Source organism: Paraburkholderia sp. BCC1876 (genome assembly GCF_902833695.1).
Taxonomy (GTDB): Bacteria; Pseudomonadota; Gammaproteobacteria; order Burkholderiales; family Burkholderiaceae; genus Paraburkholderia.
In genome coordinates, this window is sequence record NZ_CADFGI010000005.1 from 241,525 (window position 1) to 267,026 (window position 25,502).

General features: G+C 64.2%; 22 protein-coding genes. 7 read left to right on the forward strand and 15 right to left on the reverse strand.

Annotation, left to right across the window (positions count from 1 at the left end):
- Window positions 1–14: 14 nt before the first annotated feature.
- Together HWY05_RS20035 and HWY05_RS20040 are read right to left on the reverse strand one after the other, a co-directional pair.
- The gene (locus HWY05_RS20035) at window positions 15–1,172 is read right to left on the reverse strand and encodes an acyltransferase (protein WP_176059347.1); all 1,158 of its coding nucleotides are present in this window, start codon (window positions 1,170–1,172) and stop codon (window positions 15–17) included.
- 234 nt (window positions 1,173–1,406) lie between these two features.
- Complete coding sequence (locus HWY05_RS20040; protein WP_035556071.1) at window positions 1,407–2,288, reverse strand: aldo/keto reductase family oxidoreductase; 882 nt, start codon at window positions 2,286–2,288, stop codon at window positions 1,407–1,409.
- A gap of 106 nt (window positions 2,289–2,394) precedes the next feature.
- On the opposite strand from HWY05_RS20040, the gene HWY05_RS20045 reads away from it, so the two are divergent.
- Window positions 2,395–3,294: a LysR family transcriptional regulator gene (locus HWY05_RS20045; protein ID WP_176059348.1), complete on the forward strand. Its 900-nt coding sequence runs from the start codon at window positions 2,395–2,397 to the stop codon at window positions 3,292–3,294.
- Between the two features lie 69 nt (window positions 3,295–3,363).
- Here the strand turns inward: HWY05_RS20045 and HWY05_RS20050 are convergent, their stop codons facing one another.
- Entirely contained in the window at window positions 3,364–3,735 is a 372-nt protein-coding gene (locus HWY05_RS20050; protein ID WP_035556066.1) for a response regulator, read from the reverse strand.
- 274 nt (window positions 3,736–4,009) lie between these two features.
- Here HWY05_RS20050 and HWY05_RS20055 point away from each other — a divergent pair, with 274 nt between their 5' ends.
- The 3 genes from HWY05_RS20055 (at window position 4,010) to HWY05_RS20065 (ending at window position 8,099) form a co-directional block, all read left to right on the forward strand.
- Complete coding sequence (locus tag HWY05_RS20055; protein WP_035556064.1) at window positions 4,010–5,227, forward strand: sensor histidine kinase; 1,218 nt, start codon at window positions 4,010–4,012, stop codon at window positions 5,225–5,227.
- A gap of 579 nt (window positions 5,228–5,806) precedes the next feature.
- Window positions 5,807–7,648, forward strand: a complete 1,842-nt coding sequence (locus tag HWY05_RS20060; RefSeq protein ID WP_176059349.1) for a peptidase S10 — start codon at window positions 5,807–5,809, stop codon at window positions 7,646–7,648.
- Window positions 7,649–7,706: 58 nt separating this feature from the next.
- Window positions 7,707–8,099, forward strand: a complete 393-nt coding sequence (locus HWY05_RS20065) for a 2-oxoglutarate dehydrogenase (protein ID WP_176059350.1) — start codon at window positions 7,707–7,709, stop codon at window positions 8,097–8,099.
- Window positions 8,100–8,171: 72 nt separating this feature from the next.
- On the opposite strand, the gene HWY05_RS38370 is transcribed toward HWY05_RS20065, so the two are convergent.
- Window positions 8,172–8,654, reverse strand: a complete 483-nt coding sequence (locus HWY05_RS38370) for a hypothetical protein (protein ID WP_244146654.1) — start codon at window positions 8,652–8,654, stop codon at window positions 8,172–8,174.
- An 11-nt stretch (window positions 8,655–8,665) separates the two neighbouring features.
- Window positions 8,666–9,724: a hypothetical protein gene (locus HWY05_RS20075; RefSeq protein ID WP_176059351.1), complete on the reverse strand. Its 1,059-nt coding sequence runs from the start codon at window positions 9,722–9,724 to the stop codon at window positions 8,666–8,668.
- 532 nt (window positions 9,725–10,256) lie between these two features.
- Between HWY05_RS20075 and HWY05_RS20080 the strand changes: the two genes are divergently transcribed.
- Window positions 10,257–12,500, forward strand: a complete 2,244-nt coding sequence (locus HWY05_RS20080; protein WP_231585023.1) for a patatin-like phospholipase family protein — start codon at window positions 10,257–10,259, stop codon at window positions 12,498–12,500.
- Window positions 12,501–12,597: 97 nt separating this feature from the next.
- Here HWY05_RS20080 and HWY05_RS20085 read toward each other — a convergent pair whose 3' ends face one another.
- The 3 genes from HWY05_RS20085 to HWY05_RS20095 all read right to left on the reverse strand — a co-directional run bounded on the left by HWY05_RS20085 (window position 12,598) and on the right by HWY05_RS20095 (window position 15,382).
- Window positions 12,598–13,725: an ATP-binding protein gene (locus HWY05_RS20085; RefSeq protein WP_035556058.1), complete on the reverse strand. Its 1,128-nt coding sequence runs from the start codon at window positions 13,723–13,725 to the stop codon at window positions 12,598–12,600.
- 13 nt (window positions 13,726–13,738) lie between these two features.
- On the reverse strand, window positions 13,739–14,539 hold the full coding sequence (locus HWY05_RS20090) for an alpha/beta fold hydrolase (RefSeq protein WP_176059352.1): 801 nt from the start codon (window positions 14,537–14,539) through the stop codon (window positions 13,739–13,741).
- Window positions 14,540–14,677: 138 nt separating this feature from the next.
- A complete protein-coding gene (locus HWY05_RS20095) occupies window positions 14,678–15,382 on the reverse strand; it encodes a response regulator (protein ID WP_035556054.1) in 705 nt (234 codons plus the stop codon).
- 190 nt (window positions 15,383–15,572) lie between these two features.
- On the opposite strand from HWY05_RS20095, the gene HWY05_RS20100 reads away from it, so the two are divergent.
- Complete coding sequence (locus HWY05_RS20100; protein WP_176059353.1) at window positions 15,573–16,544, forward strand: DUF535 family protein; 972 nt, start codon at window positions 15,573–15,575, stop codon at window positions 16,542–16,544.
- 45 nt (window positions 16,545–16,589) lie between these two features.
- On the opposite strand, the gene HWY05_RS20105 is transcribed toward HWY05_RS20100, so the two are convergent.
- From HWY05_RS20105 to otnK, 6 genes are all read right to left on the reverse strand, one after another.
- On the reverse strand, window positions 16,590–17,186 hold the full coding sequence (locus HWY05_RS20105) for a hypothetical protein (RefSeq protein WP_035556051.1): 597 nt from the start codon (window positions 17,184–17,186) through the stop codon (window positions 16,590–16,592).
- A 433-nt stretch (window positions 17,187–17,619) separates the two neighbouring features.
- On the reverse strand, window positions 17,620–18,822 hold the full coding sequence (gene pcaF / locus HWY05_RS20110) for a 3-oxoadipyl-CoA thiolase (protein ID WP_035556049.1): 1,203 nt from the start codon (window positions 18,820–18,822) through the stop codon (window positions 17,620–17,622).
- A 229-nt stretch (window positions 18,823–19,051) separates the two neighbouring features.
- Window positions 19,052–20,032 carry a D-erythronate dehydrogenase gene (gene denD / locus HWY05_RS20115; protein WP_176059354.1) on the reverse strand — a complete coding sequence of 327 codons (981 nt, stop codon included), beginning with the start codon at window positions 20,030–20,032 and terminating at the stop codon, window positions 19,052–19,054.
- A 120-nt stretch (window positions 20,033–20,152) separates the two neighbouring features.
- Entirely contained in the window at window positions 20,153–20,944 is a 792-nt protein-coding gene (gene otnI / locus HWY05_RS20120; protein WP_176059355.1) for a 2-oxo-tetronate isomerase, read from the reverse strand.
- Between the two features lie 169 nt (window positions 20,945–21,113).
- On the reverse strand, window positions 21,114–21,776 hold the full coding sequence (locus HWY05_RS20125) for an aldolase (RefSeq protein WP_176059356.1): 663 nt from the start codon (window positions 21,774–21,776) through the stop codon (window positions 21,114–21,116).
- On the reverse strand, window positions 21,773–23,098 hold the full coding sequence (otnK, locus tag HWY05_RS20130) for a 3-oxo-tetronate kinase (RefSeq protein WP_176059357.1): 1,326 nt from the start codon (window positions 23,096–23,098) through the stop codon (window positions 21,773–21,775). The genes HWY05_RS20125 and otnK overlap by 4 nt, the downstream gene beginning before the upstream one ends.
- Before the next feature lie 249 nt (window positions 23,099–23,347).
- Here otnK and HWY05_RS20135 point away from each other — a divergent pair, with 249 nt between their 5' ends.
- Complete coding sequence (locus HWY05_RS20135) at window positions 23,348–24,172, forward strand: IclR family transcriptional regulator (protein WP_035556040.1); 825 nt, start codon at window positions 23,348–23,350, stop codon at window positions 24,170–24,172.
- Between the two features lie 42 nt (window positions 24,173–24,214).
- Here HWY05_RS20135 and HWY05_RS20140 read toward each other — a convergent pair whose 3' ends face one another.
- Window positions 24,215–25,405, reverse strand: coding sequence for a M20 aminoacylase family protein (locus tag HWY05_RS20140; protein ID WP_176059358.1), 1,191 nt, complete (start codon window positions 25,403–25,405; stop codon window positions 24,215–24,217).
- Window positions 25,406–25,502 lie beyond the last annotated feature (97 nt).

Genomic DNA, 25,502 nt, shown 5'->3' on the forward strand with positions numbered 1-25,502 from the left:
TGACCACGCCGCGCTTAAACCGCCGTCTGCCCCGACTCCGCCGCGGGCAGTCGAGCGGTCTTCTGACTGGCAAAGCGCGTCTTGATCTTCCGACGCATCGGCTCTTCATAGAAGCGGAAGCACAGCAGACTGATCAGCACGCTCACGGGAATCATGATCCAGCCGTTCGACGGCCCGAAACCCAGCATCACCGACCAGAGCGCAAGCGGCAAATGCGTGAGGTACAACGAATAACTCGCCTCCCCCAATCGCACCAGCGGCCGCCAGCTCAACAGGCCCAACACGGGTCGCTCCAGCAACGCGAGTCCCAGTATCAACGCCGCGTAAAACGGCGACTCCAGATAGTAGGCCGGCCAGATCGGCCGCCAGACGCTGAGTATGAAGATCGCGCTCAACGCCACGCCGATCAGCACGATGCCTTTACCATGCTGCGACCTGCCGCTCGCTCTGAGACGCAGATAGTAGATCGCCACCGCGATACCCATCACGAACTCGGCGAGCCGCGTGACCGGCATCGCGTAAATCATCGCGGCGCTGCGCGACAGCGGTACGAAGTTTTGCAACAACGCTATCCACGCACCGGTCACGAGCCACATCGCGACGGCAATCAAACCGATTCGCGCGACGCTCATCGTCGTCATTCGGCGCAATAGAAACGGAAACAGAAGATAGAAGAACGCCTCGCAGGAGACGCTATCCGAGGGTCCGTTCCATGGCTGATTGATGGCCGAAAACGGCAGCCAGCCGTTGAGCAACAGCAACTGCGCGATCAGACTGACGAGCAGCGCCGGATAGATCGCGCCCTTCAGCGCGTACCACTCCAGCATGAGTTGCGGATTGTCATTCAGCACGAGGTAGATCACAACCGGCACGCACATCAGCAGGCCGAGCAGGATCATCGGATAAATGCGCGCGACCCGTGCCTCGTAAAATGAGCGCACGCCGCCGTGGGCCAGTTTGTCGCGATACGTGAAGGTCAGAATGAAACCGGACAGCACGAAGAACAGCGACACGGCCGAGCGGCCGCCGTCGATGAAATTGAACAACGCAGCCGGCAACGGCAGCAGGTCGCGTTCCGAGAAGTGAGAGATGACGACCGCGAATGCGGCAATGAACCGGATACTGGTCAACGCGGGAAACCCACCGCCCGACTGGTTTGAGCCCACCGCCATAGAGTTTGCCCCCGATTAAGCGCGGACCAATCTACCATTCCAGAATCGCAGGAATGCGCATGGGGTCGGGTCGACCTCCGCAATGGCGGGTGTGAGCGGGCGATTGGCGCGATGCGGCTAGCGGGCGTGGTGCGTGTGCCAGGAGCTCGATGCGATTCGAAGTGGGTGCGGGTGCGGTGAGAACCACGTGAGGCGTGGCGGAGGCTGATCTCCGCCGCGCCTTGATGCCTAAGCTTACGCTGCGCCGTTCGCGCGGCCGATCGCGTCGAGTTCGGCGCGAACCTCATCGCTCAGCGTCAAATGCGCGGCCTGCAGGTTCTCGCGCAAATGCTGAAGGCTCGACGTGCCGGGAATCAGCAGAATGTTCGGCGCGCGCTGCAACAGCCAGGCCAGCGCGACCTGCATCGGCGTCGCGCCCAAAGTACTCGCGAGGTCCGACAGCGCCGACGACTGAATCGGCGTAAAACCGCCCAGCGGGAAAAACGGCACATAAGCGATACCCTGCGCCGCCAGTTCGTCGATCAGGGCGTCGTCGTGGCGATGCACCAGGTTGTAGTGGTTCTGCACGCAGACCACTTCCGTAATGCGTTGTGCCTCGGCAATCTGCGCCGACGTCACGTTGCTCAAACCGATATGGCGAACCAGGCCGCGCTGCTTCAGTTCGGCCAGCGCCGTGACCTCCTTCTCGATCGAGCCTTCGGAGGGCGCATGAATGCTGCCCATGATGCGCAGGTTGACGATCTCCATTGCGTCGAGCCCGAGATTGCGCAGGTTGTCGTGCAGACCGCGTTCGATCGCTTGCGGCTCCATCGCCGGCAACCAGCCGCCCTTGTCGTCGCGCACCGCGCCGAGCTTGCTGACGATCACCAGATCGTCCGGATAAGGATGCAGCGCTTCGCGAATGATCTGGTTGGTGACGTGCGGCCCGTAAAAATCGCTCGTATCGATGTGATTGACGCCCGCTGCCAGCGCCTCGCGCAGCACCGCGACGGCCGCCTCGCGATCCTTCGGCGGCCCGAATACGCCGGGACCGGCCAGTTGCATCGCGCCGTAGCCCATCCGCCGCACGGGACGTCCGGCTAGCGGGAAAGTGTCGGTGGTCTTGAGGTCGGACATGGTGCGCTCCTTGAATGGGTGGGGTTGAGCCGCAGTATCACCGGGTTGTGTTGTCAAATAAATAGGCATAACGTGCACGGGTTGTTCAAAAATATGCACAGCCACCATGGAATTAAATGATCTTTCCGCTTTCGTTTCCGTCGCGCGGGCTGGCGGCTTTCGCGACGCGGCGCGCATCGGCGGCGTGTCCGCGTCGAGTCTCAGCATTGCCGTGCGGCGTCTCGAAGCGAAACTCGGCTTGCGCCTGCTCAACCGCACCACGCGCAGCGTGGCGCCGACCGAAGCCGGTCTGCGCCTGATCGAAAAGCTGACGCCGCTGTTCACCGAAATGGAAGCCGCGCTCGACGTGCTGAACGGCTTTCGCGACAAGCCGACCGGCACGCTCAAGCTGAACGTGCCGTCCAGCGCCGCGCGCATTACGCTGCCCACGGTGATCGTGCCCTTCCTCAAGGCGTATCCCGACATTCGCGTCGAGGTCGTGGTGGAGGACGGGTTCGTCGACCTGCTGTCGATCGGCTGCGACGCGGGCATTCGCTACGACGAGCGGCTCGAACAGGACATGATCGCCGTGCCGATCGGGCCGCGCGTGCAGCGCTTCGCGACCGCCGCGGCGCCCGCTTATCTCGACGAGCACGGCCGCCCCGAGCACCCGCGCGAGTTGCTCGCGCATGCGTGCCTGCGCGGCCAATTCGCCGGCGGCGCGATTCCGATGTGGCATTTCGAGCGCGACGGCGAAGCGCTTCAGTTGAATCCGACTGGGCCGCTGCTCGTGCGTCCGGGCGCGGCGCTCGATCTGGCGATCAGCGCAGCGGTCGCCGGCGTGGGCGTGATCCATCTGTTCGAAGACTGGCTGCGTCCGCAGCTTGACAGCGGTGCGTTGGAGCCGATTCTGGAGTCGTGGTGGCCGAGCTTTTCGGGGCCGTTTCTCTACTATCCGGGGCACCGGCATGTGCCCGCGCCGCTACGCGTGTTCGTCGATTTTGTGAAGGCGGGTCACGGGGAGTGAATGGTCGTGAACAGACTTGGGCGATGCGGCAAACGGCAAGCCGCCGCTCCCACCGCAAGGCCCGTTCCTTCAATGCCGCTGCTTGCAAAGCTGCGCCACGGTGGTCAAAAACAGATCCGCGCCGACCGGCTTTCTCAGGCACGCGTCCCAATGTTTGTCGCGGCCGTCGGAGGACGGCGGCACAGCCGTGTGGACGAGAATCGGCACGTTGGCGAGTTCCGGCATTGCGCGCAGACGGCGGCAGAGTTCCGCGCCGTCCATCAGCGGCATCATCCAGTCGGTAATGATCAGATCGGGCGTGTCGGGCATCCGCAATGCCACGCGCGCGACCGCCTCGACGCCATTGCTCGCGCAACCGACTTCGTAACCTTCGTTTTCAAGAATCAGGCGCCACGCCGCCAGAATTTCCGGCTCGTCGTCCACCAACAGGATTGAATGCATCAGGGGTCGCCGGTTTGAACATCTTTATCATCTATCCACCGTCACGCAAGGGCTGTTCCACGATCCGCAATTGCGGTGATAATGAGGCGGATTATTGGCCGCGGCAGCAGGCTTTCGGCGTGTTCGGAAAGCACGGTGCCCGCCGGCCAAGCTTCTCATTCACTCCAGCCAACAGCGTGTTTTCTCGCGGAGCGCGGGCGCCGGTTTCCGGTTCGGCGCGTCTGGAGTGGTTCGAGCCTTTGTAGGTTGTAGAAACTTCATCCTGAAACGTGCCATGGCCGAAACCCTCGTTAGCCCGCTGCGCAATTTCGCCGACTTCGTTCGCACCGAACGAACCCGCTTCACCGAGCAATGGATGAAAGCCGTATTCGGCGACGTCGAACTCGTCGAAGCCGACAAGCTCACTTACCAGCAACTGGCCGACCATCTGCCGGACATTCTCGACGGACTCTGCACCGCGCTCGACATTGAAGACCTCGAACTCGTGGAGTCGAGCATTGAAAGCGACGCGAGAAAGCACGGCATGGTCCGCTGGCGCCAGGGTTACCGGATCGAAGAACTGGTGCGCGAACTCGATCTGTTTCATCAGGTGCTCGCCGACGCGCTGGACGAATTCGCCGAACGCGACAGCGCGTTCACGCGCCGCCACGAACGCCGCGCGCGGCGTCTGATCGCCGAGGCGCTCAGCGTGGTCACGCTCACGTCAATCAAGCAGGTGGTCAGCGAACGCGACCGCAAGATCGACGAATACACCGGCAGGCTCGAACGCGCCAACCACGAACTCACGCTGAAACAGCGGCTCGTGGGCGATCTGTACGAGTCGCGGATGCAGATCACCCGCAGCGTGGTTCACGATCTGCGCAACTTTCTGAACGCGTTTTCCATCGCGCTGCAATTGATCGCGCGCGCCCCCGCCAAAGCCGAGACCGCGTTGACACTGGCGAACCGGCAAGCCGCCGACATGAAGCAACTGGTCGATCAAATGGTCGAGTATTCGGTCGTGCTCGGCGACGGTGCGCCGCTCACGCTCGAAACCGTCGAACTGCGCGAGCTCTTCGACGAACTCGACGCCGCGTCGCGCCCTTTGATCGAAGCCAAAGCACTGAAGCTGCGCACGGCCTTCGATCCGGCGTTGCCCGCGATCACGTCCAATCGGCTCAAGCTGAAACAGATCGCGGTGAATCTGCTGTCCAACGCGACCAAGTACACGAAGTCCGGCGAAATCGAATTCGGTTTCGCGATGGCCGATGCGGACCACTGGTCGATCCGCGTATCGGATACCGGCGAAGGCATTGCGCCCGCGGATGCGGACCGCGTGTTCGACGAATTCGAACGCGCCGCGGGCGACGATATTCCCGGCACGGGTCTCGGCCTCGCGATCGTCAAGGAGCTGTGCCGCGTGCTCGATGGGCAGATCGATTTCGTATCGCGCGAAGGGGTGGGCACCACGTTCAACATCCGCTTTCCGCTGGTGCTCGAGGAACCGCAATAAAGCGTAGAGCGCAATCGAAGCAATGCCGCACAACGGCTTTATGCGTTACTGGGTTTTGTGCCGATTCCCGCTTACGTATTCAATCCCATTCCCGGAACGATTTTTATGGAATGCGATTTGACGCAATGCGTCAATTAACAATTACATTTAGCAAACGATTATATTTACAGCCGTAATAAACAAACCCGCGCAGTCATTCACCCCGCCTAAACCCTACCGGCCTTTAAATTCAAGACGCCGATATTCGAATTACGTAATTTCGCTAAATGCTTGACAAGTCCCTAGCGCGTCGCCTATTTTTCTTCTGCCGCAGATATTACGAATTCTTACCCAACGGAACTCACGGAAAAAATTCCCGAAAAGAACCGGCTTATCCCATTCAGAGTGTTAGTCATTTTTATTCAATAAGCATGGGCATTTTTTAATGCCCGTGGGTATTGACGCGTGTTGCTGTTCGAGTCTGTCGTTGTTCACTATTACACGTCGGCGATGCATTAAAAATAATTCCAATTCAATGCACATTCATCCGCGAAGAGACCTTTGTGAAACGGTAGCTGAACCCATCCACCAAGGAATGAGATGAAACGACACGAGCGTCTTAGAGGCAACTCCCCTCTACGCCAGCGCAAGCTGCCGGCCATAGGGACTTTAGCGGTTGCAATCACGCTTCTCGGCGGCTGCGGCGGCGGCGACGGCAGTTCGTCGAACGGCGCGGCGGTGAGCATGCAGCAAACCCCCGCAAGTCAGCAGCTCAATGCCAAGGCCGCCGCGCAGTCGCAAGCGTCGACCGCCAATCAGACCTATATCGATCCGGTCGCCTATTCGTTGAACGCCACGGACGGTCTCACGCCCTCGCAGGTGTCGGAAAAAGCCGCGGTCATGCATTACCAGTGGACCCAGGGCAAAGCGCCGGTCAACTACACGACGACCACCGGCCACCTGACCGCCGCCGACGCGAACGGCAACCCCGAAGCCTCGATGTCCTACGTGGCCTACACCGCGCCGAGCACCAACGGTGCACCGCGCCCGGTCACGTTCGTCTACAACGGCGGCCCGGGTTCGTCGTCGATCTGGTTGCGGCTCGGCTCGTTCGCGCCGACGCGCGTATCGACGCCCGATCCGGTGTTCGGCAACTGGCCGAACTACCCGCTGGTCGATAACAAGGACAGCCTGATCGACACCACGGACATGGTCTTCATCGACCCGCCGGGCACCGGCCTCTCCGAAGCGGTGTTGCCGAATACGAACCAGAAGTACTGGACGACCGACGCCGACGTCGACATCATGCGCGACTTCATTCAGCGCTATCTGACGGTCAACAATCGCAGCAGTTCGCCGATCTATCTGTACGGCGAATCGTATGGGACGCCGCGTACCGACATGCTGGCGCTCGCGCTGGAATCGTCGGGCGTGCATCTGACCGGCATCGTGTTGCAGTCCGCGATTCTCAACTATTTCGCGGATGCGATCGAAGCCGTCGCCATCACCAATTCGACCAGCGCGCTCGCGCTGGATACGGATACGCTGGCGGGCTATTTCCCGGGCTACGCAGCGGTTGCGTCGTACTACAACCAGGTGTCGCCGGCGCCGGTCAACCAGGGCCTTTACGCGCTGCAAACCAGTCTGTTCGTGACCGCCGAGTACAGCAAGCTCAGACGCTACTCGCAGTCGTGGGTGCTGAGTCAGCTCGGCGCACCGAACGCGCTCGGCAAGCCCGTGTTGCCGAACGACAAGACGCTGCAAGCGTGGACCATTCCGTCCGGTTTGACGATGCAGGCGCTGCAAGGCTACTTCAACGTCAATGGCTTCTCGACGAGCCTGCTGCCCGGCACGACGATCGGCCGGTATGACGGACGCGTGTCGTTGCCGAACTCGGATCCGCGTCTGGCAAGCGACGGCGACCCGTCCGACATTCTGATCTCGCAGCCGTTCACCAACGCGCTGGCGACCCAGATGCCGGACTACCTCGGCTACACGGCGCCGAACGCGACGTATATGCCGCTGAACGACGCCATCATCCAGGTGTGGAATTTCTCGCACGACGGCCAGGCGATGCCCGACACGATCCCCGATCTGCTCGGCGCGCTGACGCTCAATCCGAGGCTGAAGGTGTTGTCGGAAAACGGCTTCCACGATCTGGCGACGCCGTTCTTCAATACCGAGAAACAGTTGGCGCGGCTGCAGACGGTGCCCGGCATCAATCCGGACTTGCAGGTCAACTTCTTCCCGGGCGGCCACATGATTTATCTGGACGACACCGCCCGTCCGGCGATGAAGCGCGATCTGGTGCGCTTCTACCGCGGCACGCCGCTGCCTGACGCGCTCGCGCTGTGGACGCTGCCGGCCCCGTGGCGCGACGAAAGTCCCGCCAGCGAACCGACCGCTACCGCCACCGCTTCCACGCAACTGCCGTCGCCTTGAGCGGCCGGACGAGATGCGCGGTTCGCGATACCCTATTACTCAATTCAGGTGAGTCATCATGTCTCTTTTCACTAAGTTGCGACGTCTCTCCCCGTTGCTCGCGATCGCCGGTTTGATCGGCAGTGCGCATGCGTTGCCGCCGCAAGCGGTGGCGCCCGCGACGCCGCCGAGCGGCGCGCGTGGCGTCGACGGTCCGTTTTTTCCGCAGAATCGGGCGGCGCCGGTCGCACCGTCGACCGGGACCGCGCTGCAGCAACAGGCCCAGCAACGGCTCGAAGCGCGCCTCGGGGCCAACTCGGCGCTGAGCAATGGCGCGGCAGTCACGAAGACGCAGGCGCAAACCCAGGGGCTGGGTTTTGTGGCCAAGCACTTCGATCAGATCGACAGCGGACATAAAGGCAGCGTGACGCTGAGCGATGTGAAGCAGTATCTGCAGCAGCAGGGACGTTAAGCCAGGGGCTTGGTATCTGGCAGTAGAAGTAGAAAAGTAGCAGTAGCTGTTCTGCAAGCGCTCCGGGTTCCGTCAGGAATCGGGAGCGCTTTTCTTTGTGGCGTCGGCGCGGCGGCCTGGCTGGGCGGCGTGGACGGTCGGCAGACACGCGCTCATCGCGCCCGCGCGGTCGCTCAGGCCGCGCACCACGACCTCGGACGATTTGCCGTCACGCCTGGCGAGTTCGGCAAGATCGAGCAACGCGGCGTAGCGTGCCGAACAATCCTGCGAGGTTTGTATTTCCCGCTGCTCGTGGGAGGTATCGACATGGGCTGCCACGTAGCGGCTCGTGGCGAGCGCAAGGCTCGCGGCGGCGACGATCGTTGCTAATACAGCTGCTTTGCGGCAGGAGCGGATCGTGTGGGTTGCTTGGGCTGCGTGGGCCGCTTGCGCCGCATGAGTCGAGCGGATCGCTTGGGCCCCATGAACCGCGACGGGCGACTGCGAAACCGCGCGCCGCTCGCCCATCGTCCGATCGCGGCATGACAGCATCCTTGTGAAGATTCTGACTCGCATGACCGGCCTCCTCACGACCAGTGCGCCGGCACCCAGACATTACCGATCCAGTGCCCCGGCACCCACACGACCGGGCGCGGCGCTGGCGCGACATACACGACACGCGGCGCGACATAAACCGCCCGCGGCGGGGGCGGCGGCACGTAGACGACCGGCGGCGGCGGCGCATAAACCACCGGCGGCGCTACGACTACCGCCTTGGGCGGCACATAAACCACCGGCGGCGGTGCATAAACCACCGGAGGCGGCGGCACATAAACCACCGGCGGCGCGACCACCACCGGCTTGGGCGCAACCACCACCGTCGCGCCGCCCGTCGTAACGACCGCGCCCGTCGTGACAACCCCGCCCGTCGTGACCACGGCCCCACTCGACGTCACCGTATTGCCGTGCGTGCCGGTCACGCTCGTCGAAGTCGTCACGACGCCCGGCGCGACCCGCGTGGCCGTGCCGGCGTGATTGACCGTGCCACCGTCCGCACCGGTTACCGTGCCTGAACGCGAACACGTCGCGCCGGCGCAATTGGTCGACGCCGAATGGTCGACCGTGTTGCCGTTCGCCCCCGTGACCGAGCCCGACGACGAATACTGCCCCGGCGCGGTCTTCGTCACCGAGCCGGACGTGGTGGCGGTTTTACCGTCCGGCCCGGTCAGGGAACCGGTATGCGCGCAGGTGCCGCCGGCGCAATTGGTGTCGCCGGCATGCTGGACGGAGTTGCCGTAGCGCCCGGTCGCGGTGCCCGAGTTCGAGAATTGCCCCGGCGCGTTGCGCGTCACCGTGCCGGTGTTGGTGGCCAGACCTCCATAAGGACCGACGACGCCGCCCGCATGCGAGCAACTGCCGCCGCCGCACGAGCCGTAACGCGCGCCGTTATAGGTGCCGCGCGAGGTGTAAGCGGTGCCGTGCTGCGACCACGCGAACGCCGACGCGCTACCTAACGCGAGCACGGCGACGGTGGCGCTGAGCACGAGCTTGCGCAGCGCATGGCGAGTGGAGGAAAGCGGTGTGGCTGAGACAACGCAGGCGGCGTTGGCCGGAGTGGCCGGCGTGGCAAATGAACGGATTTTCACGGTATGTCCTTCTGGGATTCGGGCCACTGCGGTCACTTCGGCGTGGCGACGAACGGACTATAGAAGGATGGCCCGGGTTAATCAGCAACGAACATATGTCGCCCTGTTTCACCACGGAGGAAGCCCGTGCGACAAGGGTTTGCGGGCATTTTGCCGAGGCCGTGACATATCCCGACATAGATCGCCGCAGCGCGATGAGCGGTCGCGGGAGCGTATGGAGCGTACCCGCCGATAGCCGCGCCGCCCGGCATCGCAACGCCCTGCAACGCCATGCAAACCACACGGCGTGAGCGCTATGCGCGCAGATCGAGAGTCGCCACGGCCGGCATCGACTGCGCGACCCTTACGTTTTTCCGTAAACGCCCGCTTACACGAAATACCCTGTTTTTACCGATGCAAAACCATGTAATCTCTCGGTTTTCTCTCCATCCCGAAATAGATGAACCGAGTGTTGGCCAGCCACCGACGACGACAAGCAGCGCCTGACACGCGTCACCGGCCTATCGCTCTTCATTTACGCTGCACTGCTGCCGTGTTGCTGGCGTGTGGGATCGCCGCTTTCAGCCAGCGCGCGCTGGCCGCCGACTCCGCCTGCCAGGCCGAAGCCGGTCCGCCGGGCCGGCAGTCCGTCGGACTCGTGCTGTCCGGCGGCGGCGCGCGCGGCTACGCACACCTCGGCGTTCTGAAAGTGCTGGAAGAAAATCGCATTCCGGTGGATTGCATTGCCGCGACCAGCATGGGTTCGGTCGTCGGCGGCCTGTACGCGAGCGGGATGACCGCGCAGGACATGCAAAACCGCCTCGCGGGCGTCAACCTCGCGGATATCGCGTTCGACGTCACCGACCGCGCCGATCTTCCGCAATCGCGTCGTGAAGACGAGCGGCTGTATGTGAACAGCCTCGCGCTCGGCTACGGCGCGAATGGTTTCCGGCTGCCGGTCGGGCTCGTGCAGGGCAACCGGCTGCAGGCGCTGTTGCAGGACTGGACCTCGGCGGTGCCGGGCAATGTCTCGTTCGACCGCCTGCCGATCCCCTATCGCGCGATCGCCACCGACCTGCGCACCGGCGAAAAAGTCGTGCTCGACCATGGTTCGCTGCCGCAGGCGATTCGCGCCAGCATGGCGCTGCCCGGTCTGTTCGCCCCCGCCGATATCGACGGACGCACGCTGGTGGACGGCGGCATCGTCAGTAATCTGCCGATCGAAACGGCGCGCGACATGGGCGCCAATGTGGTGATCGCGGTCGACATCGGCTCGCCGCTGCGGTCGCTCGACGCACTGGCGTCGCCCGCCGACGTGATGCAGCAGATGATCGGCATTCTGATTCACCAGAACGTCGCGCGACAACGCGAGCAGTTGCAACCTGAAGACGTATTGATCCAGCCGGCGCTGGGGTCGCTGAGCTTCACCGATTTCGCCAACGCGAGCCAGGCGATCGCGGCGGGCGCCGCCGCCACGCGCGCGATGCTGCCGCAACTCCAGCACCTCGCGCTGTCGCCGGCCGATTACGCCGCGTGGCGCGCGCACCATGGCACGCCGGTCGTGCACCCGGTGCGGATCACACAGATCGAGATCGACTCGCACGGCGCGGTGCCGCAGTCACGCATTCGCAACGCGCTGCACGTCAAACCCGGCGACGTCTACGATCCCGTCGCGCTCAACAAGGACCTGCTCTCGCTCACCACCGCCGGCGACTTCGACAGCGTGAGTCAGCAACTCGTCGACGACGGCGATCAGCACAAGCTCGTGGTCAACGCGCACGAGAAAATGTGGGGGCCGAATTTCCTGCTGTTCGGACTCGGCCTGTCGAGCAGTTCGACGGACGAAGGCGGCTTCCGGCTGCATCTGGGTTATCGCCGTCCGTGGCTGACGGAGTCCGGGCTCGAAGGACGCGTGGACAGCACCCTCGGCAGCGATCTGCTCAACTTTCATGCGGAGCTGCGCCAGCCGCTGTCGAGTTCGTTCGGCTACTACGTCGCGCCGTATGTGGAGTTTCAACGCCGCTACGCGAACATCTACGACGACCCGGGCAACGTCAAGGTCACGCAATACCGCTTGCAGACCGAGCGCGCGGGCCTCGACCTCGGCCTGCCGCTCGCGCGTCTGGGCGACTTCCGGGTCGGCATCGCGTACGCGCACGGCTACGCCACGCCTGAATACAACTTGCCGCTCGACGACAGCGCGTCCAATTCGCCGCTGCTGTTCCCCGACATCTACGGCCGGCAGCTCAGCGTACGCGCGCGCCTCGTGATCGATCAGCTCGACGATCCGCTGTTCGCGCGCAAGGGCTATTTCGGCGAATTGCGCGCCGAGCGCTCGCTGTTCGCGGGCGACAACAGTTTCACCGAGGTGTACGCCAAGACCATCGTCGCGGCGAGCTATGGGCGCCACAGCATCAACGCGAGTATCGAGGCGGGCAACGATTTCGGCGGCACCAATCTGACCAATCCGTTCGGCTTCACGTTGGGTGGCTTCCAGCATTTGTCCGCCTACGCTGCCGATCAGCTATCCGGCAACTCGATGGCGTACGCCCAGGTCACGTACATGAACCAGCTCGCCACCTTCAATGCGTCGCCGATTCGCGGCCTGTTCGCGGGATTGAGCGTCGAAGCCGGCAACGTGTGGAATCGCGACTCCGATTTCGGCAGCGGATCGCTGAAACGCAGCGTGACGTTTTTCACCGCGCTGACCAGTTCGTTCGGACCGATCTATCTGGGCGTGGCGTTCGCGCCGGGTGGCCGCAGCAACTTCTATTTCCAGCTCGGCCACACGTATTGATGACGTCTTGAAGTACTGACGTGTCGAGCGTGGCCGGGCCTGCACGGCGTTCGTGTCGTACCGGCCGGGTTCACTTTTCCGGCTAGCGCCGTGGAGCTCACACCGTGCCGACCGGCCAGCTCATTTCGAAGCGCGCCCCGCTCAGCGTCTGCGGGTCCGTCACGGCGATGCGGCCATGATGCGCGCGCAGCACCTGCTGCGTGATCGCGAGCCCGAGGCCATAGCCGCCGGTCTGGCGATCGAGCCGCACGAAGGCATTGAAAATGCGCTCGCGCTGCTCGGGCGGTATGCCGGCGCCGTCGTCTTCCACGTAGATCTCCACGTTGCCGTGCCGCGCGCTCAGGCCGACCATGATGCGCGACTGCGCGTATTTGCTCGCGTTGCGCAGCAGATTGCGCATGGCGTACGACATCAGCCGCTTGTCCATCACCACCCGCAACGCGACGTCGATATCCTTGTGCGGAACGATCTGTTTGTCCGCGTAGAGCAGGGTCGCGTCGGTGATCTGACTGTCGAACCAGGCGGCCAGCGAGGTCGCTTCGAGGTTCGATTGCAGCGAGCTGTATTCGAGGCGCGCGTAAGTCAGGCTCATGTCGATCAGTTCGTCGAGCTCCGTGACGTCCTGGTCGATGCTCATCAACGCACTGTGATATTCGGCGGCGGAGGCCGGTTCGCGCAGGCTCTCCAGCGCAAAACGCACGCGCGCCAGCGGCGTGCGCAGTTCGTGGGAGATGCCGTTGGTGAGTTCGCGCTGCGCGGCGATCAGACGTTCCATGCGTTCGGCCAGCGCGTTCAACGTGCGCGCCAGCGGACCGATGATGACGCTATACGACTCGCGCGCACGCGTGTTGAAGCGGCCGCCGGTGAAGTCGATGGCGCGTTCGCGAACCATCACCAGATCCAGCCAGACCGGACGCATCCAGCGGTAGGCGGTAATGGCCGGCAGCACCAGCGTAACGATCAGGATAGGCAGCAGCACCCGGCTATTCATCAAGGTTTGCCAGAGCGACGGCGTGCTATTGAGCGCCAGCCCGAGTGTGGTGATCGAGAACGCCAGCACGAGCACGGTGAGTGTCAGCAGACGCGTGTAGACCCGTACATAAAGACGCGACCAGCTCGGAATTCGATCGGCCCGAATGTCGGTCCACGAGCGGCGAAAACGAAGCAAACGCCACTTGCAGTAGCGGTAGGGATTGAGTTTTTTTGGCTCCGCTCGGTGTGGCATCTTTCTCTCTGTGCTACGGCGCCAACATGGGCGCCCTTTGAACGAACGCCATGGTTTGCTGCGCTACCGTATCGCGTTCGTTGTCCAGTGTGATCATGTGATAGCTGTCGGTCAAGCGCACCAGCGTCACCGAACGGCTGGCGAGATTGTCGCAGACGAACTCCGCCGAGCGGATGCTCGTCACTTCGTCTTCTTCCGAATGCATCACCAGCGTCTCGCAGGTAACACGCCGCATCGCGCGCTTCGCCGCGAAGCGCATCCAGTCGACCTGTTCGATCGCCGACAGCGGCACATACGGGTAATGAACCCCGCTGCCCTTCTGCAAATGCCGGCGGATCAGGTTGCGAATCCGCGCGTTCTTGATACCGAACGGCTCGCCTTCCGGCACGCGAATCAGATGCCGCAAGCCGGGCACGCAATACAGCAGATAGCGCAGCGGCTGCAGGCGCGAACCGCCCCAACCGTCGAGGAACACCGGCGGCGACAGCAGGATCAAACGGCCGTTGGTCATCCGTTCGCGCGCGCTCAGCATCAACGCGAGCAACGCGCCCATGGAAATACCGGCGACGTCGACGCGTTCATAGCGCGTCAGCAGTTCGCGGTACGTGCGGCTGAGCAGCTTCATGTAGTCGTTCAGCGTCACGCCGCTCAACGCGTCGGGATTCGAGCCGTGCCCCGGGAGCGACGGCAGATGCACGTCGCAGCCGATCTGCTCGAACTTGCGATCGAGCGTGCCGAAATCATGACGTGTACCGCCCAGGCCGTGAATCATCAGCACGGCATGGCGGGAAAGAGGAGAGACGGATGCAGACATCGCGAAACCGGTCGAAGGACAAGTCTGCGATCCTAGTCGCGCGAGGCTGGCGCGACTGTCGATTTGCTGAGGCGACTGTGGATTTTTGTCGCGTCAAATTTCCGTGAATTACGGGACGAAGCCGGCCGCGCCGCTTTGTTAGTCCCACGCCAGCTTGCTGAATTGATAGCCTTTGCCGCGCACGGTTTTGATGCGCTGCGGCGTGCTGGCGTCGTCATGCAGCTTGCGGCGCAGCTTGGAGATGCCGCCGTCGATCGTACGGTCCAGACCGTCGAATTCGATGCCGCGCAACTGCCGCATCAGCTCGTCGCGGCTGACCACCTCGCCCGCGCAACTGACCAGCGCCCACAACAGATCGAATTCCGCCGACGTCAGATCGGGCAGGCTGCCGTCCGGCAGCTTGACCGTGCGGCTCGCGCGGTTGATCTCGAACTTGCCGAACACGTAGCCCTCGGGCTGGGCCGATTCCGGCGTGCGCGCGGTGACACGGCGCAGCTGCGCCTTGATACGCGCCAGCAGTACGCGCGGCTCGACCGGTTTGTGCACGTAATCGTCGGCGCCGAATTCGAGGCCTAGCACTTCGTCGAACTGCTCGTCGCGCGCGGTCACCATGATGATCACGCCGTCGAACTGCTCGCGCGCCTCGCGGCAAATCTGGAAACCGTCCTTGCCCGGCAGGTTGACGTCGAGAATCACCAGGTCCGGGCGGCGCTTGAGAATGGCCGGTACGGCGTCGTTGCCGTGCAGCACGGTTTCGACTTCGTACTCGTGTTTGCGCAGATAGGCGGCGACCAGTTCGGACAGGCGGTCATCGTCTTCGACAAGCAGTATCCGGAAGGGCATGGGGCGAATCGTTCAGGGCTGACGGTATGAATGGCGGCGTCGGAGGCCGCGTCCGACGCACAGCATAGCTGATGCGCCCTACATCATGCGACACAGACGACAAAACTCGACAAACGCGCAACCAATTCAACAAGGCCGCCTGAAACGCGCCGATAGCATCGCCCCGGTTGAAATAGGCCTAGGAGTTGCCATGACGACTGTTTCCAACCAGACCGCCCGCTCGCCGTGGTTCACGCGAGTCCAGGCTTCCTTCGCAGCGATTCAGCAAGCCGCCCACGCCCTCTACCCCGGCACCAGTCTGTTTCACCGTTGGCGGCGCGCCCGCCTGTGGCTGCGCTCGCTGGTGTCCTGGCGTTCAACCCAGGTCTGGCTGAACCGTTGCGCGATTTCGCCGTTGCGCGACCTGGTGCAACGCCACCCTACCGCGCTCGAACGGATGCACCGGCCGTTTCTGCACAGCCGTTTCAGTCCGCGTGAGCGCCTGGCGGCGAGTCTCGATCATCATGGGCTGACGCAGCAACGTGTGCCGCTGCTCGCCGCGCGGATCGCCGCGACCGGTTCGGCGGAGATCGCGTCGTTCACGATTGGCGGCGAGCGCTGGTATGTGTCGCTGGAGTCGATCGAACAGTTTCAGAAGGAAGGCGACTGGACCTTGTGTATTCGCGACGGACGCGATCAGCGCGTTGTGTCCTGCACCTTCAGCCTCGCGTATCTCGGCGGTAAAGTGCGGCGGCCGCGCCTGTGCATCGGCTCGGTGCAAGGTCCGGACCGCACGGTCAACGGCCGCGAGCTGTTTCGCGCGCTGACCAAACGTTGGCACGGACTGCGGCCCAAGGTGCTGGTGATCTATCTGGCGCAATGCGTCGCGGCGTCGCTCAACGCGGGCGGCACGTTTATCGTCTCGAAGCAGGCGCACATCTACGCGAACTGGCGCTACTGCCTGCGCAAACGCCGTGTGGCCGCCGACTATGACGGCCTGTCGCTCGAATGCGGCGCGCTCGCGCGCTGGAACGGCTGGTTCGTGCTGGCGCCGCCGTTGCGCTATCTGGCCGAGCATCAAGGCGCCGATACCGGCAATGCGTTGAAGCGCAAACGCTATGCATTGCGAACCGCGCTCACCGCGCAGATTCGCATGAGCGTCGCGACCAGCCGGGCGAACTGAGACGCGCGCTCATTGCTTCGCTCATTGCTTCGCTTATTACTTCGCTTATTGCGCCGCTTCTTGCGGCGTCACCTGCACGGCCGCCGCCGACACGAACACCGCGTGGATCGTGTCGCCCACCTTGACGCCTTTCAGATCGACGTCCGGACCGACCTCGAGCGTTTGCGTCTGATACGCGCCGCGCAACGTGACGAGGCGGTTCTTGTGATCGATCTTCTGCACGGTGGCGAGCACTTCGATCTGACGCGCCGCTTCGAAGCCGCCCGAGGCCGGCGCGTAGACCTGCGTATCGACGCGCTTGCGAATTCCGTTGTCTTTGCCGGTGACCTTGTCGGCCTTCACGAGCAACGCGTTTTTGTAGAGCACGTCGACCCGGTCGCCGACCTTGAGTTGATCGAAGCCGGCGACCTGCTGGCTCACCAGCACGACGACCGCGTTGCCGCCCGGACCCTTGAGCGTGAGCGTGCGGCTGCCCGGGTCGATACCGACGATCTCCGCCTTCACATGCACCGGCTGCACCGCGCTGACGATACCGCGCGCGGCGCTGGCCATCGCGTCTTGTGCCGACGCCGGCTGACTCGCCGCGAGCGTCGCGACCGTGAATGCTGCTGCCGATAGGGCTTGGGCCAGGGCTGCCTTCATCTCCGCTCTCCTCGAGAAATTGTTCGATCTGGCGTAACGGCGATTCGACACACTGATATGCCGATTTATAACGCCATGAATACCGGTTTTTCAGAACGACAATTTAAAAAAGGTACAGCGCGAATGATAGTACATGCCTGACAGGAAGCCGCAATTGTTTGAATATTGACTTCAAGTCGACGCGCAAGCCAGCGCAAAGGGCTGGAAAGGCAAGCCGCGGCGCCCTTTCGGACCGCCGCGGCGTTTTTATCCGATTCCGTTCATCGTATTCGATGCCAGCAGAAATATCCAGCCAGCATTAAATACATACTGCACAGACATTGAATCAAAAGCGAATGGGGCGACGCGGCCGAATTGAAAATCGAAACGGGCCTTAAGCCCGAATCAGGCCTCCATTCGATAAACGGCGCGCATCGCCCCAACCGTCATCCCGTCACACGCGTTCAATCGCGATCGCGATGCCCTGGCCGACGCCGATACACATCGTGCACAGCGCGAAGCGGCCTTGCGTGCGATGCAGTTGATACATTGCGGTGGTCACCAGGCGCGCGCCGCTCATCCCCAGCGGATGGCCGAGCGCGATCGCGCCGCCGTTCGGATTCACGCGTGCGTCGTCGTCGGCGACACCGAGTGCGCGCAACACGGCGAGACCTTGCGACGCGAACGCCTCGTTCAGTTCAATCACGTCGAATTGATCGAGGCGCATGTTCAGCCGCGCCAGCAACTTTTGCGTGGCGGGTGCCGGGCCGATGCCCATCACGCGCGGTGCGACGCCGGCCGTCGCGATGCCGAGCACACGGGCGCGCGGCGTGAGGCCGAAGCGCCGGGCGGTTTCCTCATTCGCGAGCAGCAGTGCCGCCGCGCCGTCATTCACGCCCGACGCGTTGCCCGCCGTCACCGTGCCGTCCGGCCGCACCACGCCTTTGAGTTTCGCGAGCGTTTCCAGACTGGTCTCGCGCGGATGCTCGTCCTGCAACACCGTGACCGGGTCGCCCTTCTTCTGCGCGATCGTCACGCCGACGATTTCCTGCGCAAGCGTGCCGTCGCGTTGCGCGCGAGCGGCCTTCTGCTGGCTGCGCTGCGCGAACGCGTCCTGATCGGCGCGGCTGATGCCGTAATCCGTCGCAACGTTTTCGCCGGTTTCCGGCATCGAGTCGACGCCGTAGAGCTGCTTCATCAGCGGGTTGACGAAGCGCCAGCCGATCGTGGTGTCGAAGACATCGGCCTGGCGCGAAAACGCGCTGGTCGCCTTGCCCATCACGAACGGCGCGCGGCTCATGCTTTCGACGCCGCCCGCCAGCATCAGCGCCGCCTCGCCCGATTTGATCGCACGCGCGGCGATCCCCACCGCGTCCATGCCCGAACCGCACAGGCGGTTAACCGTCGAACCCGGCATGTCTTTCGGCAAGCCGGCCAGCAGCAGCGACATGCGCGCGACGTTGCGGTTATCTTCGCCGGCCTGATTCGCGCAGCCGTAGATCACGTCGTCGACCGCGTTCCAGTCAACCTCCTTGTTGCGCTCCATCAGCGCTTTGAGCGGCACCGCGCCCAGATCGTCGGCGCGAACCGACGACAACGAGCCCGCATAGCGGCCGATGGGGGTGCGAATCGCGTCGCACAGGAATGCTTCGGTCATAGGAATGTCTCCGGTCGATGTGCAATTTGTTCTTTACACGAACACAAGGTCATATATCGAACAATCAGACTCGATAATAGGCGCGTGGCGGAAACCATGTCAAGCGCGGACCGTCCCGCGCCGGCGAATCTGCGCCGGGCGACCCGTGTCGTTCGAAGGATCAGACGATTGAAGCGCTCGCGCCGGCGCGTCTGCTTCGGCGCCGCCCACACGAGGCCCGTGGCACGCTTTAGCGAATCGCGATGCGCTCGTCGGCGATATAGCTGCGGATCACGTCGGCGAAGCTGCGCTCGCCGCTCAGGCCCAGCCGTTCGGCGCGCGACGTATCCCACCGCCCCGGCCAACTGCCGACGATCTTTTCCACCCGCGCATCCGGCTCCCACAGAATCCGATGGGCGACGGCGTCGCCCGCGACCTCGCGCAGCGCGGCGACCATCTCGTCGACGCTCACCGAAATCCCCGGCAGATTCAGCACCCGCTGGTTGCCGAGCGCGGCGGCGTCGAGTTCGAGCCCGGCGATCAGGCTCTCGATCGCCTTGCGCGGCGACAGCAGCCACAGGCGCGTCGAGCCCGCCACCGGGCACACGGCCGTTACACCGTTCAACGGCTCGCGGATGATGCCGCTCGCGAACGACGACGCCGCCGCATTCGGCTTGCCCGGCCGCACGCTGATGGTCGGCAGCCGCAGCACCCGGCCGTCGACGAAACCGCGCCGCGAATAATCGTTGAGCAGCAACTCCGCGATCGCCTTCTGCGCGCCGTACGACGACTGCGGATTCAACGCGGTGTCGTTCTGCACGACCTCGGGCAGATCGCCGCCATACACCGCCACCGAACTCGTGAACACCACGCGCGGCCGATGCCCGCGCTGCCGGCAGATGTCCAGCAGCAGGCGCGGCGCGTCCAGATTGATCCGCATGCCGAGATCGAAATCCGCTTCGGCCTGGCCGCTCACGATCGCGGCGAGATGGAAGATCGTCGTGGTTTTCTCGTCGATCGCGCGCTCGAGCACGCTGCGCTCCGCGATGTCGCCCACTTCCGTGCGCACGCGCGGATCGCCGAAATCGTCGCCGCGCACCACGTCGAGCAGCACCAGTTCGGTGAGCGTTTGCGGCACGCCTTGCGCGTCCTTCAACGCACCGCGCGCGAGCAGTTCACGGGCGAGCCGCTGACCGAGAAAACCCGCGCCGCCGGTAATCAGAACCTTCATGATCGGTTTTCCTTTTTTCGTCGGGGTGCGTCGGGGTGCGTCGGGGTGCGTCGGGGTGCGTCGGGGTGCGTCGGGGTTGCGTCGGGGTTGCGTCGGGATTGCGTCGTCGTTCAGGCGCGGTTAGCGGGCGGCGGCGTCCAGATACGGCTTGAGCCAGCCAAGCCCCGCCGACGTCCCCGCGCGCGGCCGGTATTCGCAGCCGATGTAGCCGTCATAGCCGAGCGCGTCGATCAACTCCAGCAGATACGGGTAGTTCAGTTCGCCGCTATCGGGCTCGTGGCGCTCCGGCACGCCCGCGATCTGAATGTGGCCGATGCCGGCCATGTCGCGTTTGAGTTTCACCGCGAGGTCGCCTTCCACAATCTGGCAGTGGTAACAGTCGAACTGCACCTTCAGATTCGGCGCGCCCACTTCCGCGCAAATCGCCTGCGCGACGTCCTGGCGGTTCAGAAAGAAGCCCGGCATATCGCGCAGGTTGATCGGCTCGATCACGATCAGGATGCCTTCGGCTCGCGCCGCCTGCGCGGCATGCGCAAGGTTGCGCAGATACACGTCGCGATGCTGCGCGCGCGGCTGATCGGCGCCGATCAGGCCGGCCATCACATGCAGCTTGCGATTGCCGATAACGCGCGCGTAGTCGAGCGCCGTGTCGATGCCGCGGCGAAACTCGTCCTCGCGGCCCGGCAACGACGCAAGGCCGCGCTCGCCCGCCGCCCAGTCGCCGGGCGGCGCATTGAAGAGCGCCTGGGTCAGACCGTGGGCGTCGAGTCGCGCCTTGATCTCGTCGGCGCGGAAGTCGTAGGGAAACAGGAACTCGACCGCGTCGAAGCCGTCTTTCGCCGCGGCGGCGAAGCGGTCGAGGAACGCGTGCTCGTTGTACATCATCGTCAGGTTCGCGGCGAAACGGGGCATGACAGCAACTCCAGGAAAACGGATGGATTCTGCGCGCGCGGCATGAGCGGGAAAACCTGCGCCGCGTGCGCGATTCGATTCATGGCTTAAACAGCGGTACGGCTCGGTTCGGTTCGACGCGGTTCGGTTCGACTCGCCTCGGCTCGGTTAAGGCCGGAGCCACCATCCACTACCAGCGCGCCCCGAACACGGCGCGCAACTCCTCGAGCGCGGCTTCGCTCAGCGGCGCGGGCCGCGGATTCGTCATCAACCACAGGCGCGCGGTCTCTTCGAATTCTTCAAGCGCGTACGCGGCCTGCGCGACGGAGCGCTCCCACACCACCGGACCGAGCCGTTCGAGCAGCACCGCGCGAACCCGATCGGCCAACGCGGCGATCTGCTCCGCCACCTGCGGATCGCCCGGCCGACGGTAGCGTATCAGCGGCACGTGGCCCACTTTCATCACGTAGTACGGCGTGATCGGCGGCAGCACGTCGGCCTCGCTCCAGACGCCCGCCAGCGTCAACGCGACCAGATGCGTCGAATGCGTATGGACGATGCCGCGCGCCGCGCTGTTGCGGGCATAGATGCCGCGATGCAGCGCCAGGGTCTTCGACGGCGGGCCGCCCGACACCGCGTGACCGTCCAGATCGACCTTGGCGATGTCGGCCGGATCGAGCCGGCCGAGACAGGCGTCGGTTGGCGTAATCAGCCAGCCGTCGTCGAGCCGCGCGCTGATGTTGCCGGCCGTGCCGACCGTGTAGCCGCGCTGGTACAGACTCGCGCCGGTCGCGCAAATTTCCTCGCGCACGCGGGCTTCGTTCGTGATGAGCAGAGCGGGCTTGCCGGTCACGACGCGGCTCCATCGAGATGACGCAACGCTTTGGCAAAGAAATCGGTCGAGCCGAAGTTGCCGGATTTCAGCGCGAGCGCGAGCGGTTCGGAATCGGTCGCCGTCGCGACGGTGGCCGGCACGCCCGGATCGATTTGCGCGCCGATGCGCAGCGTGCGCACGTCGAGCGCCTGCACCACCGCGCCCGATGTCTCGCCGCCCGCCACCACGAACCTGCGCACGCCACGCTCGCGCAAGCCGCGCGCGATCGAGGCCAGTGTGGCCTCGACCAGATGCCCCGCCTGACTGACGCCGAGTTCGCGCTGCACCGCTTTGACTTCGTCGGGCGTGGCGGTGGCGTAGATCAGCACCGGCTCGGCGCGTTCTAGATAGGGCTGGGCAAACGCCAGCGCCTGCTCGACCACCGCCTCGCCGTGCGCCACGGCGAGCGGATCGACCCGAAACGCGGGCCGTGTCTCGCGCCATGCCGCCACCTGGGCGTTGGTTGCCTTCGACGCGCTGCCGGCCAGCACCGCCGACAAGCCTTCCACACGCGGCAACTCAGCAGCGTCGGCGTGATCGGCGAGCAGCCCCGCCTCGCGGAAATTGCCCGGCAAGCCCAGCGCGATGCCCGAGCCACCCGTAATCAGCGGGAACTCGGCGCACGCGGCGCCGAGCGTGTAGAGGTCGGCGTCGGACAGCGCGTCGGCGATCGCCATTCGCACGCCCTGCCCGCGCAACGCGTCGAACGCCTCGCGCACGGCCGACACGCCGTCGGCCACGGTGTCGTAACGCACCAGACCGACTTGCGAGCGGGTCTGCCGTTGCAGCACATTGACCAGGTTGGCGTCACGCATCGGCGTGAGCGGATGGTTTTCCATGCCCGACGCATTCAGCAACGTATCGCCCACAAACAGGTGGCCGCGAAAGATCGTCCGGCCGTTCTCGGGAAACGCCGGACAGGCGATCGTCAATGCGCCCGCGCCGCCTTGGGCGGACAACGCGTCCAGCAACGCGTCCGTGACCGGACCGATATTGCCGGCATCGGTCGAATCGAAGGTCGAGCAGTATTTGAAAAGAAACTGGCGGCATCCTTGCGCGCGCAACCAGTCGAGCGCGGCAAGCGATTGCGCGACCGCGTCGGCGGCGGGAATCGTGCGCGATTTCAGTGCGACCACCAGCGCATCGGCCGCGAAAGTGTCGGCTGATTCAGCCGCCGTCGGCACGCCGATGCTCTGCACGGTGCGCATGCCGCCGCGCACCAGCATGTTGGCGAGATCGGTGGCGCCGGTGAAGTCGTCGGCGATGCAGCCGAGCAGCGCGCGGCGTGAAGTGGCGGTCATGGCGGGGACTCCGGGCTGACTTCGCTCGCGGCGGGTGGATTGCCGGGGAAGATCCTGTCGAACATCGATACCCCGATGGATCAAGTCGTCGGCTCATCATACAAAGTCCGTCTGCCGGGAGCATCCACGCTAACCCTGGGATTTTTGCTCGAAACCAGCGCGAAGTTGGCGAAACAGAAGGCTTAAGCTATCGTCACGGCTTTGCGCGGTGCGCCGCCCGCGCTTTCCCGAACGCATCCTTCAAGGTCCATGAGCCAAGCCCTGCCGCCGTCTTCCGCCGTTCCTGCCAGCGCCGATCCGGCCCCGGACAAACCGGGCGACTCGTATGTGCAGTCGTTCGCCCGGGGGCTCGCGGTGATTCGCGCGTTCAACGCCACGCGCCCGGAACAGACGCTCACCGACGTCGCCACCGCCACCGGCCTGACGCGCGCCGGCGCGCGGCGGATTCTGCTGACCCTGCAGACGCTCGGCTACGTGGAAGCCGAAGGCCGCCTGTTCCGCCTCACGCCGAAGATCCTCGACCTCGGCTTCGCGTATCTGACCTCGATGCCGTTCTGGAATCTGGCCGAGCCGGTCATGGAAGGCCTGTCCGCGCAAGTGCACGAAAGCTGCTCGGCGGCCGTGCTCGATCGCACCGAGATCGTCTATGTTCTGCGTGTGCCGACGCACAAGATCATGACGATCAACCTGTCGATCGGCAGCCGCTTGCCGGCGTATTGCACGTCGATGGGCCGCGTGCTGCTGGCCGCGCTCGACGACGACGCGCTCGAAGCGACGCTGAGCTCCGCGCCGCTCTACGCACACACGCCGCGCACGGTCACCGACAAGGAAGAGCTGAAGAAACTGATCGCGCAGGTGCGCCGCCAGGGGTGGGCAATCGTCGATCAGGAACTGGAAGGCGGACTGATTTCACTGTCCGCGCCGATTCGCAACCGCCAGGGGCGTGTGATCGCGGCGATGAACATCAGCGGCAACGCCCAGCGCAATTCGGCGAAGCAAATGGTGAAGGCGTTTCTGGAGCCGCTGCAGCAGGCTGCGCAGACCGTGTCGGAGATGGTGGCGCGGCGCGGGTGATTGGGTTGGAGGCGCGCGGTTGGCGCGCGCTCATCTCCCAACTCACTGACCCAGGTAGCGCTCCACCAGCCGCGTCCAGAACGCCGCGCCGACCGGCAGATTGCGGTCGTTGAAGTCGTAGTGCGGGTTGTGCACCATGCAGCCGTCTTCGCCCGCGCCGTTGCCGATACGCAGGAACGTGCCCGGTCGTTTCTGCAGCATGAACGCGAAGTCCTCGCTGCCCATCAGCATGTCCGTCTGCGCGACCACCTTGTCGTCGCCGACCAGTTCGCGCGCCACCTGCACGGCGAAGTCCGTTTCCGCGTCCGAATTGACCACGACCGGATAGCCCTCGATGTACTGCACCACGGCCTTGCCACCGTAACTCGCGGCCTGGCTTTCAGCGAGTTCGGTGATGCGCTTTTTCAGCAGCGCGCGGACTTCGGGGCTGAACGAACGCACGCTCAGCTCCAGCTTCGCGCTGCTCGAAATCACGTTGTTCGCGGTGCCCGCATGCATCGAGCCGACCGTCACCACCGCCGGCTGCGACGGGTCGACGTTACGCGCGACGATCGTCTGCAACGCCATCACGATGCTCGCCGCTATCACCACCGGATCCACCGTCAGATGCGGACGCGCCGCGTGACCGCCGACGCCCTGGATCGTGACGATCGCCTTGTCGCCCGCCGACATGAACGGCCCCTTGCGGAACAGCAGCACGCCCGGCTGTTCGCCCGGATGGTTGTGCACGCCGAACACGGCGTCGCACGGAAAGCGCTCGAACAGGCCGTCGTTGATCATTTTCAGCGCGCCACTGTCGATGCCGCTTTCCTCCGCCGGCTGAAAGTACAGATGCACCGTGCCCGAGAAATTGCGGGTTGCCGCCAGGCGCTGCGCGGCGCCGAGCAGCATGGTCGTGTGGCCGTCGTGACCGCATGCATGCATCTTGCCGTGCGTGCCGCTCGCATACGGCAGGCCGGTTTCCTCGATGATCGGCAGCGCGTCCATGTCGGCGCGAATGCCGATGCGGCGCGTGCCCTCGCCCACCGTCAGCGTCCCCACCACGCCGGTTTGGCCGACCCCGCGCGTGACCTGCCAGCCCCACTGCTCCAGCTTGTCGGCGACCAGCGCGCCGGTTTGCAGCTCTTCGTAAGCCAGCTCCGGGTGATGGTGAATGTGATGACGGATCTCGCGCAGGCTCTCGGCGGCAGGCGCCAGATCGGACACTTCGGTAAAACGCGCGGCTTCGCTCATCGCTATCGCTCCATGAATTCAAGCCGCACGAAAGGCGGCTAACAGGCGAGCACTATAGCCACGCCGTTTTGTTCGAATAAGATGCTGTTTTTTTCAC

Excerpts from the sequence above, each read along its gene's own strand:
- HWY05_RS20140 (WP_176059358.1), bottom strand. The coding sequence starts at position 25,405 with ATGAGCGAAGCCGCGCGTTTTACCGAAGTGTCCGATCTGGCGCCTGCC.
- pcaF (WP_035556049.1), bottom strand. The coding sequence starts at position 18,822 with ATGACCGAAGCATTCCTGTGCGACGCGATTCGCACCCCCATCGGCCGC.
- HWY05_RS20095 (WP_035556054.1), bottom strand. The coding sequence starts at position 15,382 with ATGCCCTTCCGGATACTGCTTGTCGAAGACGATGACCGCCTGTCCGAA.
- HWY05_RS20090 (WP_176059352.1), bottom strand. The coding sequence starts at position 14,539 with ATGTCTGCATCCGTCTCTCCTCTTTCCCGCCATGCCGTGCTGATGATT.
- HWY05_RS20060 (WP_176059349.1), top strand. The coding sequence starts at position 5,807 with ATGAAACGACACGAGCGTCTTAGAGGCAACTCCCCTCTACGCCAGCGC.
- HWY05_RS20035 (WP_176059347.1), bottom strand. The coding sequence starts at position 1,172 with ATGGCGGTGGGCTCAAACCAGTCGGGCGGTGGGTTTCCCGCGTTGACC.
- HWY05_RS20105 (WP_035556051.1), bottom strand. The coding sequence starts at position 17,186 with ATGAAGGCAGCCCTGGCCCAAGCCCTATCGGCAGCAGCATTCACGGTC.
- HWY05_RS20055 (WP_035556064.1), top strand. The coding sequence starts at position 4,010 with ATGGCCGAAACCCTCGTTAGCCCGCTGCGCAATTTCGCCGACTTCGTT.
- HWY05_RS20040 (WP_035556071.1), bottom strand. The coding sequence starts at position 2,288 with ATGTCCGACCTCAAGACCACCGACACTTTCCCGCTAGCCGGACGTCCC.
- HWY05_RS38370 (WP_244146654.1), bottom strand. The coding sequence starts at position 8,654 with ATGCGAGTCAGAATCTTCACAAGGATGCTGTCATGCCGCGATCGGACG.
- HWY05_RS20085 (WP_035556058.1), bottom strand. The coding sequence starts at position 13,725 with ATGCCACACCGAGCGGAGCCAAAAAAACTCAATCCCTACCGCTACTGC.
- otnI (WP_176059355.1), bottom strand. The coding sequence starts at position 20,944 with ATGCCCCGTTTCGCCGCGAACCTGACGATGATGTACAACGAGCACGCG.
- HWY05_RS20135 (WP_035556040.1), top strand. The coding sequence starts at position 23,348 with ATGAGCCAAGCCCTGCCGCCGTCTTCCGCCGTTCCTGCCAGCGCCGAT.
- HWY05_RS20065 (WP_176059350.1), top strand. The coding sequence starts at position 7,707 with ATGTCTCTTTTCACTAAGTTGCGACGTCTCTCCCCGTTGCTCGCGATC.
- otnK (WP_176059357.1), bottom strand. The coding sequence starts at position 23,098 with ATGACCGCCACTTCACGCCGCGCGCTGCTCGGCTGCATCGCCGACGAC.
- HWY05_RS20045 (WP_176059348.1), top strand. The coding sequence starts at position 2,395 with ATGGAATTAAATGATCTTTCCGCTTTCGTTTCCGTCGCGCGGGCTGGC.
- HWY05_RS20100 (WP_176059353.1), top strand. The coding sequence starts at position 15,573 with ATGACGACTGTTTCCAACCAGACCGCCCGCTCGCCGTGGTTCACGCGA.
- HWY05_RS20050 (WP_035556066.1), bottom strand. The coding sequence starts at position 3,735 with ATGCATTCAATCCTGTTGGTGGACGACGAGCCGGAAATTCTGGCGGCG.
- denD (WP_176059354.1), bottom strand. The coding sequence starts at position 20,032 with ATGAAGGTTCTGATTACCGGCGGCGCGGGTTTTCTCGGTCAGCGGCTC.